General features: G+C 66.9%; 14 protein-coding genes. 7 read left to right on the top strand and 7 right to left on the bottom strand.

Annotated features, from left to right (window positions below):
• The 4 genes from HU825_RS00805 to gcl all read right to left on the bottom strand — a co-directional run bounded on the left by HU825_RS00805 (position 1) and on the right by gcl (position 5,264).
• Positions 1 to 1,272, bottom strand: a complete 1,272-nt coding sequence (locus HU825_RS00805; protein ID WP_234302713.1) for a glycerate kinase type-2 family protein — start codon at positions 1,270 to 1,272, stop codon at positions 1 to 3.
• 333 nt (positions 1,273 to 1,605) lie between these two features.
• A complete protein-coding gene (locus HU825_RS00800; RefSeq protein ID WP_043297541.1) occupies positions 1,606 to 2,493 on the bottom strand; it encodes a 2-hydroxy-3-oxopropionate reductase in 888 nt (295 codons plus the stop codon).
• A 26-nt stretch (positions 2,494 to 2,519) separates the two neighbouring features.
• Entirely contained in the window at positions 2,520 to 3,302 is a 783-nt protein-coding gene (gene hyi / locus HU825_RS00795) for a hydroxypyruvate isomerase (RefSeq protein WP_234302712.1), read from the bottom strand.
• Positions 3,303 to 3,482: 180 nt separating this feature from the next.
• Positions 3,483 to 5,264 (bottom strand): glyoxylate carboligase, encoded by a 1,782-nt coding sequence (gene gcl / locus HU825_RS00790; RefSeq protein WP_234302711.1) that lies wholly within the window; start codon positions 5,262 to 5,264, stop codon positions 3,483 to 3,485.
• Between the two features lie 114 nt (positions 5,265 to 5,378).
• On the opposite strand from gcl, the gene HU825_RS00785 reads away from it, so the two are divergent.
• Entirely contained in the window at positions 5,379 to 6,287 is a 909-nt protein-coding gene (locus tag HU825_RS00785; RefSeq protein WP_008567695.1) for a LysR family transcriptional regulator, read from the top strand.
• Between the two features lie 5 nt (positions 6,288 to 6,292).
• Here the strand turns inward: HU825_RS00785 and uraH are convergent, their stop codons facing one another.
• Together uraH and HU825_RS00775 are read right to left on the bottom strand one after the other, a co-directional pair.
• Positions 6,293 to 6,703, bottom strand: coding sequence for a hydroxyisourate hydrolase (gene uraH / locus HU825_RS00780; protein WP_043297546.1), 411 nt, complete (start codon positions 6,701 to 6,703; stop codon positions 6,293 to 6,295).
• Positions 6,704 to 6,721: 18 nt separating this feature from the next.
• Positions 6,722 to 7,210 carry a GlcG/HbpS family heme-binding protein gene (locus HU825_RS00775; protein WP_054095004.1) on the bottom strand — a complete coding sequence of 163 codons (489 nt, stop codon included), beginning with the start codon at positions 7,208 to 7,210 and terminating at the stop codon, positions 6,722 to 6,724.
• A 285-nt stretch (positions 7,211 to 7,495) separates the two neighbouring features.
• Between HU825_RS00775 and HU825_RS00770 the strand changes: the two genes are divergently transcribed.
• The 4 genes from HU825_RS00770 (at position 7,496) to HU825_RS00755 (ending at position 10,933) form a co-directional block, all read left to right on the top strand.
• Positions 7,496 to 8,170, top strand: a complete 675-nt coding sequence (locus HU825_RS00770) for a heavy metal response regulator transcription factor (protein ID WP_234302710.1) — start codon at positions 7,496 to 7,498, stop codon at positions 8,168 to 8,170.
• On the top strand, positions 8,167 to 9,534 hold the full coding sequence (locus HU825_RS00765; protein ID WP_234302709.1) for a heavy metal sensor histidine kinase: 1,368 nt from the start codon (positions 8,167 to 8,169) through the stop codon (positions 9,532 to 9,534). Before HU825_RS00770 ends, HU825_RS00765 begins: the two co-directional genes overlap by 4 nt.
• Positions 9,535 to 9,597: 63 nt before the next feature.
• Positions 9,598 to 10,395 carry an exodeoxyribonuclease III gene (gene xth, locus HU825_RS00760; RefSeq protein ID WP_234302708.1) on the top strand — a complete coding sequence of 266 codons (798 nt, stop codon included), beginning with the start codon at positions 9,598 to 9,600 and terminating at the stop codon, positions 10,393 to 10,395.
• An 85-nt stretch (positions 10,396 to 10,480) separates the two neighbouring features.
• On the top strand, positions 10,481 to 10,933 hold the full coding sequence (locus HU825_RS00755; RefSeq protein WP_008567688.1) for a PA2169 family four-helix-bundle protein: 453 nt from the start codon (positions 10,481 to 10,483) through the stop codon (positions 10,931 to 10,933).
• 61 nt (positions 10,934 to 10,994) lie between these two features.
• Here the strand turns inward: HU825_RS00755 and lon are convergent, their stop codons facing one another.
• Positions 10,995 to 13,382 (bottom strand): endopeptidase La, encoded by a 2,388-nt coding sequence (gene lon, locus HU825_RS00750; RefSeq protein ID WP_138300302.1) that lies wholly within the window; start codon positions 13,380 to 13,382, stop codon positions 10,995 to 10,997.
• A 172-nt stretch (positions 13,383 to 13,554) separates the two neighbouring features.
• Here lon and HU825_RS00745 point away from each other — a divergent pair, with 172 nt between their 5' ends.
• Both HU825_RS00745 and putA read left to right on the top strand, forming a co-directional pair.
• Positions 13,555 to 14,310, top strand: coding sequence for an AraC family transcriptional regulator (locus HU825_RS00745; RefSeq protein ID WP_003290113.1), 756 nt, complete (start codon positions 13,555 to 13,557; stop codon positions 14,308 to 14,310).
• A gap of 261 nt (positions 14,311 to 14,571) precedes the next feature.
• The gene (putA, locus tag HU825_RS00740; protein WP_234302707.1) at positions 14,572 to 17,733 is read left to right on the top strand and encodes a bifunctional proline dehydrogenase/L-glutamate gamma-semialdehyde dehydrogenase PutA; all 3,162 of its coding nucleotides are present in this window, start codon (positions 14,572 to 14,574) and stop codon (positions 17,731 to 17,733) included.
• Positions 17,734 to 17,838 lie beyond the last annotated feature (105 nt).

Raw genomic sequence — 17,838 nt, 5'->3', positions numbered from 1 at the left:
CTAGGCAGTGGGCGGCAGAATGAGGATGGCGCGGAAATCGTTGACGTTGGTGCGCGTCGGCCCGGTGACGATCAGGCTGTCCAGCGCGGCGAAGTAGCCGTAGCCGTCGTTGCTGGCCAGCGCGTCGGCGGCGCGCAGGCCGAGGGCCTCGGCACGGGCGAAGCTGTCCGGGGTCATCAGCGCGCCGGCGTTGTCTTCCGAGCCGTCGATGCCGTCGGTGTCGCCGGCCAGCGCGTAGACGTTCGGCAGGCCCTGCAGCGCTTCAGTCAGGCCGAGCAGGAACTCCGCGTTGCGCCCGCCACGGCCGTTGCCGCGCACGGTCACCGTGGTTTCTCCCCCCGAGAGGATCACGCAGGGCGCGGCGATCGGCTGACCATGCAGCACCACCTGGCGGGCGATGCCGGCGTGGACCTTGGCCACCTCGCGCGCTTCGCCCTCCAGGTCGCCGAGGATCAGCGGGGTGATACCGGCGGCGCGGGCCACTTCGGCGGCGGCGTCGAGCGACTGCTGCGGCGTGGCGATCAGCTGGAAGTGGCTGCGCGAGAGCAGCGGGTCGCCCGGCTTGAGCGTCTCCGAGCGCGGGTCCTCGAGCCAGGCGCGCACGTTGGCCGGCACCTCGATGTGGTAGCGCGCGAGAATTTCCAGCGCCTGCGCCGAGGTGGTCGGGTCGGCCACGGTCGGCCCGGAGGCGATCACCGTAGCTTCGTCGCCCGGTACATCGGAGATCGCGTAGGTGTACACGCTGGCCGGCCAGCAGGCCTTGGCCAGGCGGCCGCCCTTGATCGCCGAGAGGTGCTTGCGCACGCAGTTCATCTCGCCGATGTGCGCGCCGGAGCGCAGCAGCGCCTTGTTGATCGCCTGCTTGTCGGCCAGCGAAATGCCTTCGGCCGGCAGCGCCAGCAGCGAGGAGCCGCCGCCGGAGAGCAGGAAGATCACCCGGTCGCTTTCCTCGAGGTTGCTGACCAGCTCCAGCACGCGGCGGGCGACGCGCTCGCCGGCGTCGTCCGGCACCGGGTGCGCGGCTTCCACCACCTCGATCTTGCGGCAGTTGGCGCCGTGCTCGTAGCGGGTCACCACCAGCCCGGAAATCTCGCCTTCCCAGACCTGTTCGATGGCTTCGGCCATGGCGGCGGCAGCCTTGCCGGCGCCGATGACGATGGCGCGGCCGCTGCGATCCTCGGGCAGCCGATCGGCCAGCACCTGGCGCGGATGGGCGGCGTCGATGGCACTGTCGAACAGCTGGCGCAGCAGGGTGTGCGGGGCGATGGGCATATGCGGGCTCCTTTTATTTGGGTCTGCGCCGATTCCAGTCCTCAAGGCTCGATAAGGCAAGCACTGAGGGTTGGAATCGACCCGCCCGGCGGTCGGGCCGTGACTCCTTCTGCCGGGCGAATCGAAAGGGTTGCCGTCCGAAGACGGCGGTTGAACCGCGGCGGCGCGAGGTGAGGTCGTGGGGGGACACTGTGATTCCGGCCCCGCGCCGCCGTGGTTCAACTCTCGAAGCGCCGCTGCGTCTGACGCTGCGGTGGCCCACCACCCGGGGTTCTGTCTGTCCTGAAGGTGGGTACCGCATGGCCCGACGCAGCGGGCTCGGGAGCTGCTTGATTACTTGCGGATCGAGAAGTTGGCCATGTGCTCCAGCCCCTTGATCAGCGCCGAGTGGTCCCAGCCGCTGCCGCCGATGGCCGCGCAGGTGCTGAACACCTGCTGGGCGTTGGCGGTATTGGGCAGGTTCAGACCCAGTTCACGCGCGCCGTTGAGCGCCAGGTTGAGGTCCTTCTGGTGCAGGCTGATGCGGAAGCCCGGGTCGAAGGTGCCCTTGATCATGCGCTCGCCGTGCACTTCGAGAATCTTCGAGCCGGCGAAACCGCCCATCAGCGCTTCGCGCACCTTGGCTGGGTCGGCGCCGTTCTTGGCAGCGAACAGCAGCGCCTCGGCCACCGCCTGGATGTTCAGCGCGACGATGATCTGGTTGGCCACCTTGGCGGTCTGGCCGTCGCCGTTGCCGCCGACGCGGGTGATGTTCTTGCCCATCGCCTGGAACAGCGGCAGGGCGCGCTCGAAGGCATTCGGGCAGCCGCCGACCATGATCGACAGGGTGGCCGCCTTGGCGCCCACTTCACCGCCGGAGACCGGGGCGTCGAGGTAGGCGGCGCCGGTGGCCTTGATCTTCTCGGCGAACTGCTTGGTGGCGGTCGGCGAGATCGAACTCATGTCGATCACCACCTTGCCGGCGCCGACGCCTTCGGCGACGCCGTTCTCGCGGAACAGCACGTCCTCGACATGCGGGGTGTCCGGCACCATGACGATGATGAACTCGGCTTCCTGGGCGACTTCCTTGGGGTTGGCCAGGGCGACGGCGCCGCCTTCGACCAGCGCGGCCGGAGCGGCGTCGTGGTGAGTGGAAACGAAGATGTCGTGACCGGCTTTCTGCAGGTTGAGTGCCATGGGCAGACCCATGATGCCGGTGCCGATGAATCCGATTTTAGCCATGAGAGTTCTCCTTCAATTCGTTCGGTTCAGATCGCGTTATGCGCTTTCATCCAGCCGAGGCCGGCTTCGGTGGTGGTGGCCGGCTTGTACTCGCAGCCCACCCAGCCCTGGTAGCCGATGCGGTCCAGGTGCTCGAACAGGAAGCGGTAGTTGATCTCGCCGGTGCCCGGCTCGTTGCGGCCGGGGTTGTCGGCCAGCTGTACGTGGTTGATCGCCGCCAGGTTGCTTTCCATCGTCCGGGCCAGGTCACCTTCCATGATCTGCATGTGATAGATGTCGTACTGCAGGAACAGGTTGGGGTGGCCGACCTTGTCGCGAATCTCCAGCGCCTGCGAGGTGTTGTTGAGGAAGAAGCGCGGGATGTCGCGGGTGTTGATCATTTCCATCACCAGGCGGATACCGGCCTCTTCGAGCTTCTCGGCGGCGTAGCGCAGGTTCTCGATGAGGGTGATTTCCAGCTTGCCGAGGTCGGCATTCTTCGGCGCGATACCGGCCAGGCAGTTGACTTGGGTATTGCCCAGCACCTTGGCGTAGGCGATGGCCTGATCGACGCCGGCGCGGAACTCCTCGACCCGCTCCGGCAGGATGGCGATACCGCGCTCGCCACCGGCCCAGTCGCCGGCCGGCAGGTTGAACAACACCTGGGTCAGGCCGTTGGCGTCCAGCCGGGCCTTGATCTCATCGGCCGCATAATCGTAGGGGAACAGGTATTCGACGCCGGAAAAACCGGCCTTGGCGGCGGCCTCGAAGCGGTCGAGAAAGTCCTGTTCGGTGAACAGCATCGACAGGTTGGCGGCAAAGCGGGGCATGGTTCTCTCTCCTGATCTGTAGGGATCAAATTCGGTTCTGCATGGCGGCGGTGTGGTGACCGCCCTGGGTGTTGCCTTGCGGTGGATATGCTTCGCGATATCCACCCTACGGTTGCACTGTGCTGGCGTGGCGTAGGGTGGATAACGCCGCTTGCGGCTTATCCACCGTGGTGCATAGCTTCAGTCCAGCAATCCAACCGCGGTCGGCGCGTCCGCGCGGCCTTCGGCCAGCGGCTCGAACTCGTTGATGGCGTCGATCTCGGTGCCCATGGCGATGTTGGTCACCCGCTCGAGGATCACCTCGATCACCACCGGCACCTGATGCTCGGCCATCCAGGCCTGGGCTTGTTCGATGGCCGGGCGCAGGTCTTCCTGCTTGAACACGCGGATCGCCTTGCAGCCCAGGCCCTCGACCACCGCGACGTGGTCGACGCCGTAGCCTTCCATGCCGCTCTGATCGGCATTGATGTTCTCGAAGCCCAGTTGCACGCAGTAATCCATCTCGAAACCGCGCTGCGCCTGGCGGATCAGCCCGAGGTAGGCGTTGTTCACCAGGATGTGGATGTACGGCAGCTTGAACTGCGCACCCACGGCCAGCTCCTCGATCATGAACTGGAAGTCGTAGTCGCCAGACAGCGCCACCACCTTGCGGGTCGGGTCCGCGGCGACCACGCCGAGCGCCGCCGGAATGGTCCAGCCGAGCGGGCCGGCCTGGCCGCAGTTGATCCAGTGGCGCGGCTTGTAGACGTGCAGGAACTGCGCGGCAGCGATCTGCGACAGGCCGATGGTGCTGACGTAGCAGGCGTCCTTGCCGAACGCGTTGTTCATGCACTGGTACACGCGCTGCGGCTTCATCGGCACGCTGTCGAAGTGAGTCTTGCGCAGCATCGTGCGCTTGCGCTCATGGCAGTCGGCAGCCCAGCTGCTGCGATCCGGCAACTGGCCGGCGGCCTTGCGCTCTTTCGCCACGTCGACGAACAGTTTCAGTGCGGCGCCGGCATCCGAGGTGATGCCGTAGTCCGGCGAGAACACCCGGCCGATCTGCGTCGGTTCGATATCCACGTGCACGAACTTGCGGTCCTTGGTGTAGACCTCGACCGAGCCGGTGTGGCGGTTGGCCCAGCGGTTGCCGATGCCGAGCACGAAGTCGGACGCCAGCATGTTCGCGTTGCCGTAGCGGTGGCTGGTCTGCAGGCCGCACATACCGGCCATCAGCGGATGGTCATCGGGGATCGAGCCCCAGCCCATCAGCGTCGGGATCACCGGCACGCCGACGGTCTCGGCGAACTCCACCAGCAGCGCTTCGGCACCGGCGTTATAGATGCCGCCACCGGCGACGATCAGCGGGCGCTCGGCGGCGCAGAGCATGTCGATGGCTTTCTCGATCTGCTTGCGGGTGGCCGCCGGCTTGTAAACGGAAAGCGGCTCGTAGGTATCGACGTCGAACTCGATCTCGGCCATCTGTACGTCGAACGGCAGGTCGATCAGTACCGGCCCCGGACGACCCGAGCGCATCACATGGAAGGCCTGCTGGAACACGCGCGGCACCAGCGCCGGCTCGCGCACGGTCACCGCCCACTTGGTCACCGGCTTGGCGATGGACTCGATGTCCACGGCCTGGAAGTCTTCTTTGTACAGGCGGGCACGCGGCGCCTGGCCGGTGATGCAGAGGATCGGGATGGAGTCGGCCCAGGCCGAGTAGAGGCCGGTGATCATGTCGGTGCCGGCCGGCCCCGAGGTGCCGATGCACACGCCGATGTTGCCGGCCTTGGTGCGGGTGTAGCCCTCGGCCATGTGCGAGGCGCCCTCGACGTGGCGGGCGAGAATGTGGCGGATACCGCCATCGGCGCGCAGGGCGGAATACAGCGGGTTGATCGCGGCGCCTGGAATGCCGAAGGCAGTGTCGATGCCTTCCTTGCGCATTACCGCGACGGCGGCGTCGATTGCTCTCATGCGGGCCATGGTTCTTCCTCCTCGAGGGATCCGATAGTTTTTGTAGGTGGCCCAAGCATGCCGGCCTGGATTCCATGGCGGAATTGGCCGAGACTTCAGTTCTGTCGATATCAGGAGTATCGAATGGATCGATATACGAGCCTGCGCAGCTTTGTGCTGGTCGCCGACTGCGGTAGCTTCGCCGCCGCTGCACACAAGGAAAACGTCACGCCGGTGGTGATGGGCCGGCGGCTGGATGCACTGGAGCGTCATCTGGGTGTGAAGCTCATGCACCGCTCGACCCGCGGCCTGTCGCTGACCGATCTGGGCGAGCAGTACCTGGAGCGCGCGCGCGGGCTGCTGCGGGATTTCGACGAGGTCGACGCCAGCATCAGCCATGACCGCAACTCGGTACGCGGGCATCTGGTGGTGTCGGCGCCGGCAGCGTTCGGCCGCCGGCATATCGGCCCGCACGCGCCGGCGTTCCAGGCGCGCTACCCGGACCTGCAGCTGTCGTTCAACTTCACCGACAGCGTGGTCGATCTGGTGCGCCACGGTTACGACATGGGCATCCGCATCGGCGAGGTCACCGACCCCAACTACGTGGCGGTCAAGCTGTACCCCAACCGCCGCGTGGTCTGTGGCGCGCCGTACTATTTCGATCGCCAGGGCGTGCCGCGGGTGCTGGAAGACCTGACGCGGCACAACTGCCTGGCCTTCAATTTGCAGGGCGGCCAGCAGCGTGGCTGGACCTTCCTGCGCGACGGCAAGCAGGTGGCGATCCGCGTATCCGGCAATCTCGACTGCAACGACGGCGAACTGCTGTTCGACTGGGTCAAGCAAGGCCTGGGCATCGGCTGGCGCTCGACCTGGGAAATCCAGGCCGAGCTCAAGCGCGGCGAGCTGGTCACGGTACTCGACGAGTACGCGCTGCCGGCCTACGACATCCAGGCGGTGTATCCGCAGCAGCGCTACCTGCCGGCCAAGGTGCGTTTCTTCATCGATTACCTGAAAGGCATCTACAACGCCCCCGGCTACTGGGAAACGCGCTGATCGGCTCAGTTGCCGCGGTAGGTGGAGAAGCCGTAGGGGCTGAGCAGCAGCGGGATGTGATAGTGCTCCACGCTGCCATCGGCTTCGAAGATCACCGGAACTTCCGGGAAGAAGGTGCTGGCGTTGTGTGCGGCGAACCAGTCGCCGGTCTTGAAGGTGACGCGGTAGGTGCCTTTCTCCAGCGCCTTGCCTTCGGGATACAGCGCGGTGATCCGACCCTGCGCGTTGGTCTCGGCGCTGTTGAGCGATTTCCAGGTGTCACCCTGACGCTGCTCCAGAGTGACGCGCACGTCCGGTGACGGCAGGCCGTTTTCCAGATTGAGCACATGCACGCTGAGCGGATTGCCGGCGGCCAGAGTGAGACCGGACAGGCCGCTGAGCATCAAGCCGGCGGCGATTGAACGTAGTGCTTTCATGGTGTTTTTTCCTTTTCTTCAGTGGGAGGAGGGCAGCAGTTTTTCGATGGCGGCCACGGCGCAGGCCTCGTCGTTCTTGGCACCGCCGGCGCCGGCCACGCCGATGGCACCGATCACCTCGTCGCCGACCTTCAGCGGCACACCGCCGCCGAGCAGCAGCAGTTCGTCCAGGGTGTTGAGGTTGGCGGCGTCCGGCGTAGCGGCGGCGCGCTCGGCGAACAGGCGGGTCGGCGTCTTGCTCGACAGCGCGGTGTAGGCCTTGCGCTGGGCGGCGAGGGTGTTGTGCGGGCCGACGTTGTCGTCGCGGCGCAGGGCGACGAGGTTGCCGCCGCGATCGACCACGGCGACCACCGCGGTGCGGTTCTGTGCGTGGCAGGCATCCAGGGTCTGCTGAATCAGACCGTCGGCCAGGGCCAGCGAGACGTTGTGCTGGCTGAGCGGTGCCGGCGGGGCGGCGTGGGCGCCGAAGGCCAGGGTCAGCAATGACAGGGTGGCGGCGATACGCATGGCGGGTTCCTTGGGTGGTTGAGCGTTGGAGCGCATGCTGCCGCCCGGCGACCGTCAGAAACGTTGCCGACGCATTACGCTTTTGTAATGGCTCGCCCTGCGGCGACTGCCTAACCTAGCAGGCCGTTGAAGAACTACCTGCGTTGCCATCGCTTCGTTGAAAACAGGCTCAAAATGCTCATTTACCACTTGTAAACTGCGCTTTTTCGCCTGTTTTCGCCTTGCGCTGGCTGCCTCGCTGACGTTCTTCAACGACCTGCGGCGCACATTCAACGAGGCGAGCCGATGCGAATTCTGGTGGTGGAAGATGAGGCCAAGACGGCCGACTACCTCAAGCGCGGGCTGGAGGAATCCGGCTATCGCGTGGAGGTCGCGCGCAACGGCGTCGACGGCAAGTACCTGATCGAGGAGGAAGCCTTCGATCTGGTCATCCTCGATGTCATGCTGCCCGGGCTCGATGGCTGGCAGCTGGTGCAGGTGGTGCGCCAGCGCTCGGCGCATACGCCGGTGCTGTTCCTCACCGCGCGCGACGCGGTGGAAGACCGGGTGCGCGGGCTGGAGCTGGGCGCCGACGACTACCTGATCAAACCCTTTTCCTACGCCGAGCTGCTGGCGCGGGTGCGCACGCTGCTGCGCCGCGGGCCGCCACGGGAAATCGAGCAGTTCCACGTCGCCGACCTGGAGCTGGACCTGCTGCGCCGCCGCGTCACCCGCCAGGGCGAGCGCATCAACCTGACCAACAAGGAGTTCGCCTTGCTGCACCTGCTGCTCAGCCGTCAGGGCGAGGTGCTCTCCCGCGCGCAGATCGCCTCGCAGGTCTGGCAGATGAACTTCGACAGCGACACCAACGTGGTCGACGTGGCGATCCGCCGCCTGCGCGCCAAGGTCGACGATCCCTATCCGCACAAGCTGATCCACACCGTGCGCGGCATGGGTTACGTGCTGGACCCGACGCTATGAGCCTGCTGCCACGCTCGCTGAGTCTGCGCCTGGCGCTGGCCTTCGCGCTGGTCGCGGTGGTGCTGCTCGGTGCCATCGGCCTGTACCTGTACCGCTCGCTGGAACGCGAAATCGTCTGGCGTGACGACCAGGCGCTGCTCGGCCGGCTCGAACGCATGCAGGCGCTGCTGGATGACAGCGCCAGCGTCGACGCCCTGCGCCAGCGCCCGCAGCTCTACGAGAACATGCTGGGCAACCGCGACAGCCTGCTCTGGCTGCTCGACGCCCAGGGCCGCGCGCTGATCGAGATCAACCCGCCACGGCTGGCGCTGCCGCCGCTGGCTGGTAGCGAGCAGCCGTTGTTGCAGGACATCGGCGCTGCGCGGCTGGCCTGGCGCCGGCTGCCGGGCGAAGCCGGGCTGACGCTGGTGGCCGGGCGCCTGCTGGCCGAGCGCGAACAGATGCTCGCGGCCTACCGGCTGCGGCTCTGGCTGGCGCTGGGTGTCGGCGCGCTGCTGGCCTCGCTGCTCGGCTGGGCGATCAGCCGGCGTGCGCTGCGCCCGGTACGCCGGCTTGCCGAACAGGCGTTGCGCATCGACGTGCAGAACCTGCATCGCCGCCTCGAAGGCGATGCCATGCCGGCCGAGCTGGAGCCGCTGCGCGCGGCGCTGAACCAGATGCTGGCGCGGCTGGAGCAGGGCTTCGCACGGCTGTCGCGCTTCAGCGAGGACCTCGCCCACGAGATGCGCACGCCGCTGGGTAACCTCATGGGGCAGACCCAGCAGCACCTGAGCCGACCGCGCAGCGAGGAGGCGTACCGGGCGCTGCTGGAGTCCAGCCAGGAAGAGTACGAACGGCTGGCGCGGATGATCGACAACATGCTGTTCCTCGCCCGTGCCGAGCAGCCGGCGACGGTAATCGAGCGACGCCTGCTGGCGCTGCCGGAGCTGGTCGGGCAGCTGTGCGAGTACTTCGAAGGCATCGCCGAGGAACGCGGCATCCAGCTGATCGACCAGAGCGAAGGCACGTTGATGGCCGATGCCGAGCTGGTGCGTCGCGCGTTAGCCAACCTGTTCGCCAACGCGCTGCGCTATGCCGATGCCGGCAGTGCGGTGCGCATCCTCAGCGGCAACGAGGAGGGCTGGCGCTGCGTCAGCGTGGTCAATCAGGGTGCGCCGATCGCCGAGGCGCACTGGCCGCGGCTGTTCGACCGCTTCTACCGCTGCGATCCGGCGCGCGCCGAGCCCGGCGATTCCGGCGGGCTGGGGCTGGCCATCGTGCGTTCGATCATGCAGCTGCATGGCGGCGAGGTGCAGGTGCACAGCGACGCGCAGGCCACGCGGTTCACGCTGCGTTTTCCGGCGCTGGATGCTGGCGGACAATGACGCCTGGCGTGCGGCGCGGTCACAGCTAAGGTGAAGACTGCACGCATGACGACGAGGCCCGCCGTGGATCAGCTGAAAATCGCCACCTTCAACATCAACGGCATCCGCGCGCGGCTGCCCAACCTGCTCGAATGGCTCGAGCGCGAGCAGCCCGAAGTGGTCTGCCTGCAGGAGCTCAAGGCGCAGGATGCCGACTTTCCCCTCGACGACATCCGCGCCGCCGGCTACGGCGCGATCTGGCACGGGCAGAAGTCCTGGAACGGCGTGGCGATCCTGGCGCGCGATTGCGAGCCGCTGGAAATCCGCCGTGGCCTGCCGGGCGATCCGGACGACGGCCACAGCCGCTACCTCGAAGCGGCGGTGCACGGCGTGATCGTCGCCTGCCTCTACCTGCCCAACGGCAACCCGCAGCCCGGGCCGAAATTCGACTACAAACTGGCCTGGTTCGAGCGGCTGATCGAGCACGCCGCCGGATTGCTCGCCAGCGGCCACCCGGTGGTGCTGGCCGGCGACTACAACGTGGTGCCGACCGACGCGGACATCTACAACCCGCGCTCCTGGCGCAAGGACGCGTTGCTGCAGCCGGAAAGCCGCGACTGCTACGCGCGGCTGCTGGCGCAAGGCTGGACCGATGCGCTACGCGCGCGCTACCCCGATGAACCGGTGTTCACCTTCTGGGACTACTTTCGCCAGCACTGGCAGAAGAACTCCGGCCTGCGCATCGACCACCTGCTGCTCAGCCCGGACCTCGCGCCGCGCTTGCGCGACGCCGGCGTGCATCGCTGGGTTCGCGGGCAGGAACACGCCAGCGACCATGCGCCCGCGTGGGTGCTGCTGGATGCCTCCGGGCGGTCCGGCTGAACCTTTTTTCCGGCCCGGCAGTCGACCCTACTGAGGCCGGGCAGCGCGCGTTCCGGCCATTTCAGTCGATCCCGAGGAGAGAGAAATGGATACGAAAGACACGATTTCGGTGCTCAACGACCTGATCGAAACCAGCAAGGACGGCGAAAAGGGCTTCATGGAGTGTGCCGAGGATCTGCGCGATCCGCAGCTCAAGAGCACCATGAGCCAGCGCGCCCGCGACTGCGCCACGGCCGCGGCGGAACTGCAGCAGATGGTGCGTTCGCTGGGCGGCGATCCGGAGACCTCTACCAGCATGGCGGCCGACATGCACCGGCGCTGGGTCGATCTCAAGTCGATGATCACCGGCAAGGACGACGAGGCGATCCTCAACGAATGCGAGCGTGGCGAGGATGTCGCGGTGAAGAGCTATCGCAAGGCGCTGGAGAAGGATCTGCCGGCCGAGGTGCGGCTGGTGGTCGAGCGCCAGTACCAGGGCGTGCTGCGCAATCACGACCAGGTCAAGGCACTGCGCGACGCCGCACGCGCGCGCAGCTAAGCGACGCGCGAGCCGGAAGCTCCAGGCGAGCTTCCGGCTTTCCCTGCCGTCACAACTCCCCTCAGAACAGCACCTTCGCCACGTCGGCGAAGCGCCGGGCGAAATGCACCGTCAGGCCTTCCTTCAGGTAGTCCGGCAGCTCCTCGAAGTCGCCGCGGTTGGCTTCCGGCAGGATCAGCTCGAAGATCTTCTGTCGCCGGGCGGCGATCACCTTCTCGCGCACACCGCCAATGGGCAGCACCAGTCCGGTCAGCGTCAGCTCGCCGGTCATCGCCACGCCTTTCATCGGCGGCTGGTTGCGCGCCAGCGACAGCAGCGCGCTGGCCATGGTGATGCCGGCGCTGGGGCCGTCCTTGGGCGTCGCGCCTTCGGGTACGTGCAGGTGCACGAAGGCCTGGTCGAAGAACGCCGGATCGCCCTTGAACTGCTTGAGGTGCGAACTGACATAGCTGTAGGCGATCTCCGCCGATTCCTTCATCACCTCGCCGAGCTGGCCGGTGAGCTTGAAACCGCGGTTGAGCGTATGGATGCGCGTCGCCTCGATGGGCAGGGTGGCGCCGCCCATGCTGGTCCAGGCCAGCCCGGTGATCACGCCGACGCCCGAGAGCACCTGCTCGCTGCGGAACACCGGCTTGCCGAGGTAATGCTCGAGGTCCTTCGGGGCAATCTTCAGTGTGGCCTGCGGGTCTTCCAGCAGCTGGACCACCGCCTTGCGCACCACCTTGCCGAGCTGTTTCTCCAGCTGGCGCACACCGGCCTCACGGGCATAGCCCTCGATCACCGCCTTGAGGGCGCTGTCACTGATGGCCAGGCGCTCTTTCGGCACGCCGGTCTTGTCCAGCAGCTTGGGCCACAGGTGGCGCTTGGCGATCGTGAGCTTTTCCTCGGCGATGTAGCCGGACAGGCGGATCACTTCCATGCGGTCCAGCAGCGGACCGGGGATGGAATCCAGCGTGTTGGCCGTGCAGACGAACAGCACCTTGGACAGGTCCAGACGCAGGTCCAGGTAGTGGTCGAGGAATTCGACGTTCTGCTCCGGGTCCAGCGTCTCCAGCAGCGCCGAGGCCGGGTCGCCCTGGAAGCTGGCGCCGAGCTTGTCGATCTCGTCGAGCATGATCACCGGATTCATCACCTCGACTTCCTTCAGCGCCTGCACCAGCTTGCCGGGCAGGGCGCCGATGTAGGTGCGGCGGTGGCCCTTGATCTCCGCCTCGTCGCGCATGCCGCCGACCGAGAAACGATAGAACGGCCGCCCCAGCGACTCGGCGATGGACTTGCCGATGCTGGTCTTGCCCACGCCCGGCGGGCCGACCAGCAGCACGATGGAGCCGGCGATCTCGCCCTTGAAGGCGCCGACGGCGAGAAACTCGATGATCCGCTGCTTGATGTCGTCCATGCCGGCGTGGTGCTTGTCGAGCACCTTGCGCGCACGCTTGAGGTCGAGCTTGTCCTGACCGTGCACGCCCCAGGGCAGCGCGGTGGCCCAGTCCAGGTAGTTGCGGGTGACGGCGTATTCCGGCGAACCGGTTTCGAGGATCGACAGCTTGTTCAGCTCCTCGTCGATGCGCTTCTGCGCGGCTGGCGGCACCACTTTGCCTTCCAGGCGGGCGCGGAACTCGTCAGCGTCGGCGCTCTTGTCGTCCTTGGTGATGCCCAGCTCGCGCTGGATGATCTTCAGCTGTTCCTTGAGGAAGAACTCGCGCTGGCGCTCGCCGATCTTGCGATTCACCTCGCCGGTCAGCTCCTTCTGCAGCTTCGCCACCTCGACCTCGCGGCGCAGCAGCGGCAGCACCTTCTCCATGCGCTTGAGCACCGGCACGCAGTCGAGCACCTCCTGCAATTCCGTGCCGGGCGCGGTGGTCAGCGCGGCGGCGAAGTCGGTCAAGGGCGACGGGTCGTTGGGGCTGAAGCGGTTGAGGTAGTTTTTCAGCTCTTCGCTGTACAGCGGATTGAGTGGCAGCAGCTCCTTGATAGCGTTGATCAGTGCCATGCCGTAGGCCTTCACCTCGTCACGCGGGTCGGCGTCGCTCTTGGGGTAGTCGACCTCCACCAGATACGGCGGCTTGCGCCGCAGCCAGCCACGGATGCGCACGCGCGCCAGACCCTGGGCGACGAACTGCAGCTTGCCGCCCTCCTGGGTGGCGTGGTGCACGCGCACCATGGTGCCGTGCTCGGGCAGGCTGGCGGGGTCGAAGGTGGCCATGTCCAACACCGGCGAGTCGACGAAGAACAGCGCCACGCGCTGGTGCGGCGTCTTGGCCACGCGCGCCAGGGTCTCGGCCCAGGGGTCTTCGTTGACGATCACCGGCAGCACCTGCGCCGGGAAGAACGGCCGGTTATGTACCGGAATGATGTAGAGCTTGTCCGGCTGCTGCTGGTCCGGCAGCACCAGACCGTTGGAGGAAATGAATTCCTGCTCGAGATGATCCTGATTGACGTCGTCGTTCATGCGGCACCCGTTGCGATTACTTGCGGGATACATGGTGGCCGTCCGGCCGATTTCAATCCCGCCGGCGGGGGCTGGGCGGCATCCGCCGGCTTCGGGTAGAGTGCCGGATGCCGTTTGCGTCATCTCGCGGTCGCGGCGCCCGGCGCATCGGCGCCCGCTTCAGGTACTCGTCATGCTCAACGCCCGTTTGCTTCGCCTGGATGACCAGATTCACCAGCACGCCCACGACTATCACCAGCTGGTGCTGTCGCTGGCGGGCCGCGCCGAATTCGAGGTGGATGGTTCGGGCGGCGAGGTCTGCCGGATGCGCGCCTGCCTGGTGCCGGGCGACGCCGATCACGGCTTTGCCGGCATGGGCGACAACCGCATGCTGATCATCGATTTGGACGAGCAGGACGCCTGCCTAGATGACCCCGCGTTGCTCGCCCGGCTGTTCGAGGCGCCGCGCTACCCGGCGCTGGATGCCGATTTCCAGAATCTCCTGGCTTACGCCGGTGCCGAGCTGGCGCGCTATGGCAGCGATCCGTTGCTGGCACGTGCGCTTGGCGGCGTGCTGCTGCGCGCGCTGCACCTGCGCCTGTTCGGCGAAGCGCCGCAGCGCCCGAGCGGGCCGCTGGATTTGCAGCGGCTGGATGCGCACATCCAGGACAACCTGGCGCGACGCATCACCGTGGCCGAGCTGGCGCAGGTGGCCTGCCTGAGCCCCAGCCACTTCCACGTGCAGTTCAAGGACAGCGTCGGCCTCACGCCGCACCAGTATCTGCTCAAGAGCCGTCTCGACCGCGCCGCGCGGCTGCTGCGTGAATCGCCACTGCCGCTGGTGCGCATCGCCGAGGAGTGCGGTTTTTCCAGCCAGAGCGCACTGACCACCGCGACGCGCCGCTACCTCGGCCTGACCCCGCGCAAGTTGCGCCAGACCGACGACTGATCCCCACGCCGCGCCCGCTTTGCGCCCTTGCGGCCTGGCCGCTGGCGAAGCGCGCGCCAGTGTGCGGCGCCTTCGTGACGCTGCGGTTTCAGCGCGCCGCAATCGTAGCGTTTCGTAAAACTTCCGTAGTTTCCTGCAAGAAGTCGCGCCGGCGCTGCCCCTACATTCCGTCTCCGCCCCGACCCATCGTCGTGTATCGCGCCGAGGGCCGGGCCGTGAACTACACCTAATAAGCAGACACACCCTCAGAGGAGCGGCGCGATGTTCAAGGCCGGTCACGTGCTGGATGGCGCCTTCGCCAGCCAGAAAGCCGCAGAATTCTTTCCCACCATCAGCGCCAACTACAGCGTCGACGAAGCGGGCTATCTCACCGAACTGTTGCAGCTGGCCGATCCCGGCGAGGCGGGCATCGCCGCCATTCGTGAGCGCGCGCGCACGCTGATCGAGACCGTGCGCGGCCGCGAGAATGCCGTCGACACGCTCGATGCGCTGCTGCGCCAGTACAGCCTGGACACTCAGGAAGGGCTGATGCTGATGTGCCTGGCCGAAGCGCTGCTGCGCGTGCCGGACGCTGCCACCGCCGACGCGCTGATCCGCGACAAGCTCAATGCCGCCGAGTGGGAGCGCCACCTCGGCCAGAGCGACAACGTGCTGGTCAACTTCGCCGCCTGGGGGTTGGTGATGACCGGCAAGGTGGTCGATCCGGACACCGCCGACGGCCGCCCGAAAAATGTCATCGGCCGCCTGCTCAAGCGCTCCGGCGAGCCGGTGATCCGTGCCGCGATGAACCAGGCGATGAAGCTGATGGGCAAGCAGTTCGTGCTCGGCCGCACCATCGCCGAAGCGCTGAAGAACGGCCGGCCCGAGCGTGAGAAGGGCTACACCTATTCCTTCGACATGCTCGGCGAGGCGGCGCTGACCGCCGAGGACGCGGCCAAGTACATGGCCGATTACCGCCGCGCCGTGGAAACCGTCGGCGCCGAGCCGCAGGTCGGCCCCGGCCCGCGACCGTCGGTGTCGATCAAGCTGTCGGCGCTGCATCCGCGTTACGAAGTCGCCCAGCGCGAGCGCGTACTCAGCGAGCTGTTCGCCAACGTCCGTGAGCTGGCTGTGCTGGCGCGCCAGCGCGACGTCGGCATCACCATCGACGCCGAGGAGGCCGACCGCCTCGAACTGTCGCTGGAACTGTACGAAAAACTCCTGCGCGATCCGGCCATCGCCGGCTGGGGTGAGTTCGGTCTGGTGATCCAGGCCTATTCCAAGCGCTGCCTGCCGGTGCTGGTGTGGCTGACCCTGCTCGGCCGCGAGCTGGGCGCGCGCATCCCGCTGCGGTTGGTCAAGGGCGCCTACTGGGACAGCGAGATCAAGCAGTGTCAGGTGCAGGGTCTGGAGGGCTACCCGGTGTTCACCCGCAAGGAAGGTACCGACACCTCGTACCTCGCCTGTGCGCGCTACCTGCTGTCGGAGCACACCCGCGGCGTGATCTACCCGCAGTTCGCCAGCCACAACGCACACACCGTCAGCTGCATCCTGGCGATGGCCGAGCAGACCGCCACGCCGCGCGAGTTCGAGTTCCAGCGCCTGCACGGCATGGGCGATGCGCTGTACGACACGGTGATCGAGAAGTACCGCAAGAACGTGCGCATCTACGCGCCGGTCGGTGCGCACAAGGACCTGCTGCCCTATCTGGTGCGGCGCCTGCTGGAGAACGGTGCCAACTCCTCGTTCGTCCACCAGCTGGTCGACCCGCGCGTGCCGGTGGATTCGCTGATCGATCACCCGGTGAGCCAGCTGCGCCAGTTTACGGCGCTCGGCAACCCGCGCATTCCGCTGCCCCCGGCCCTGTACGGCAATCGCAAGAACTCCCAAGGGATCAACATGAATATCCAACAACAATGGAACGAACTGGCCAGCGCCTACCAACCCTTCCTCGACCGCCAGTGGCAGGCCATGCCGGTGATCGGCGGCCAGCGTCTGGGCGGTAGCGCCAGCGAAGTGCGTTGCCCCTACGACCTGAACAAGGTCGTCGGCACGGCGCAGTTCGCCAGCGCCGAGCAGGCGCGCCAGGCCATCGACGCGCTGGCGGCCTACTGGCCGACCTGGAACGCAACGCCGGTGGACAGCCGCGCGGCGATCCTCGAACGCCTGGCCGAGCTGCTGGAGCGCAACCGCGCCGAGCTGATGGCGCTGTGCACGGTGGAAGCCGGCAAGTCGCTACAGGACGGTATCGACGAAGTGCGCGAGGCGGTGGATTTCTGCCGCTACTACGCGCAGCAGGCGCGCCTGAAACTGGGCCGCGAAGAGCTGAAAGGCCCGACTGGCGAGCGCAACGAGCTGTTCCATGAAGGCCGCGGTGTGTTCGTCTGCGTCAGCCCGTGGAACTTCCCGCTGGCCATCTACCTCGGCCAGATCAGCGCGGCGCTGGTCGCCGGCAACACCGTGCTGGCCAAGCCGGCCGAGCAGACCAGCCTGATCGCCGCGCGCGCGCTGGAGCTGATGTTCGAGGCCGGCCTGCCGAAGGACGCCATCGCGCTGCTGCCGGGCGACGGCGCCACGCTGGGCGGTGTGTTCTGCCGCGATCCGCGGGTGGTCGGCGTGTGCTTCACCGGCTCCACCGACACCGCGCGGATCATCAATCGCCAGCTGGCCGAAAAGGAAGGCCCGATCGCCACGCTGATCGCCGAAACCGGCGGACAGAACGCGATGATCGTCGACTCCACCGCGCTGCCCGAGCAGGTGATCAAGGATGCCGTCAGCTCCGCCTTCACCAGCGCCGGCCAGCGCTGCTCGGCCCTGCGCGTGCTCTACGTGCAGCGCGATATCGCCGACCGCGTCATCGAGCTGCTCAAGGGCGCGATGGCCGAGCTGAAGGTCGGCCCCACCCATCTGCGCGAAAACGATATCGGCCCGGTGATCGATGAGGAGGCGCGCGACGGCCTGCTGGCGCATATCCAGCAGCTGAAGAACGAAGGCCGGCTGATCGCCGAAGCGACCCCGCCGGCTGGCCTCAACGGCCATTTCGTAGCGCCGGTGGCCTTCGAGATCGAGGGCATCGAACAGCTCAAGAAAGAGCATTTCGGCCCGGTTCTGCATGTCGTGCGCTACGATGCCGCCGATCTGGAAAAGGTCGTCGCGGCGATCAACGGCACCGGCTACGGCCTGACCCTCGGCGTGCACAGCCGCAACGAGGAAACCGCCGAACGCATCGAGCAGCTGGCGCGGGTCGGCAACGTCTACGTCAACCGTAACCAGATCGGCGCGGTGGTCGGCGTACAGCCCTTCGGCGGCTGCGGGCTGTCCGGCACCGGGCCGAAGGCCGGCGGGCCGAGCTACCTGCTGCGTTTCACCAACGAGCGCACCACTTCGACCAACACCACGGCGGTGGGCGGTAACGCCTCGCTGCTGTCGCTCGGCGACGACTGAGCACGGTGAGCGCATGGCAATCGCCGCCGCAAACCGCACGGCGATTTTCCATGTGACGGGCACCAGCGGTACCCTCGGCGGCTTTGGCAGCCGGGGCACAACAAT

The organism is Pseudomonas phenolilytica (assembly GCF_021432765.1).
Lineage (GTDB): Bacteria > Pseudomonadota > Gammaproteobacteria > Pseudomonadales > Pseudomonadaceae > Stutzerimonas > Stutzerimonas phenolilytica.
This window is presented reverse-complemented; position numbering and strand designations above follow the sequence as displayed.

Coding starts and splice junctions, on each gene's coding strand:
- HU825_RS00805 (WP_234302713.1), bottom strand. CDS start 1,272: ATGCCCATCGCCCCGCACACCCTGCTGCGCCAGCTGTTCGACAGTGCC.
- HU825_RS00785 (WP_008567695.1), top strand. CDS start 5,379: ATGGATCGATATACGAGCCTGCGCAGCTTTGTGCTGGTCGCCGACTGC.
- HU825_RS00745 (WP_003290113.1), top strand. CDS start 13,555: ATGCTCAACGCCCGTTTGCTTCGCCTGGATGACCAGATTCACCAGCAC.
- putA (WP_234302707.1), top strand. CDS start 14,572: ATGTTCAAGGCCGGTCACGTGCTGGATGGCGCCTTCGCCAGCCAGAAA.
- gcl (WP_234302711.1), bottom strand. CDS start 5,264: ATGGCCCGCATGAGAGCAATCGACGCCGCCGTCGCGGTAATGCGCAAG.
- hyi (WP_234302712.1), bottom strand. CDS start 3,302: ATGCCCCGCTTTGCCGCCAACCTGTCGATGCTGTTCACCGAACAGGAC.
- HU825_RS00800 (WP_043297541.1), bottom strand. CDS start 2,493: ATGGCTAAAATCGGATTCATCGGCACCGGCATCATGGGTCTGCCCATG.
- HU825_RS00755 (WP_008567688.1), top strand. CDS start 10,481: ATGGATACGAAAGACACGATTTCGGTGCTCAACGACCTGATCGAAACC.
- lon (WP_138300302.1), bottom strand. CDS start 13,382: ATGAACGACGACGTCAATCAGGATCATCTCGAGCAGGAATTCATTTCC.
- HU825_RS00765 (WP_234302709.1), top strand. CDS start 8,167: ATGAGCCTGCTGCCACGCTCGCTGAGTCTGCGCCTGGCGCTGGCCTTC.
- HU825_RS00770 (WP_234302710.1), top strand. CDS start 7,496: ATGCGAATTCTGGTGGTGGAAGATGAGGCCAAGACGGCCGACTACCTC.
- HU825_RS00775 (WP_054095004.1), bottom strand. CDS start 7,210: ATGCGTATCGCCGCCACCCTGTCATTGCTGACCCTGGCCTTCGGCGCC.
- uraH (WP_043297546.1), bottom strand. CDS start 6,703: ATGAAAGCACTACGTTCAATCGCCGCCGGCTTGATGCTCAGCGGCCTG.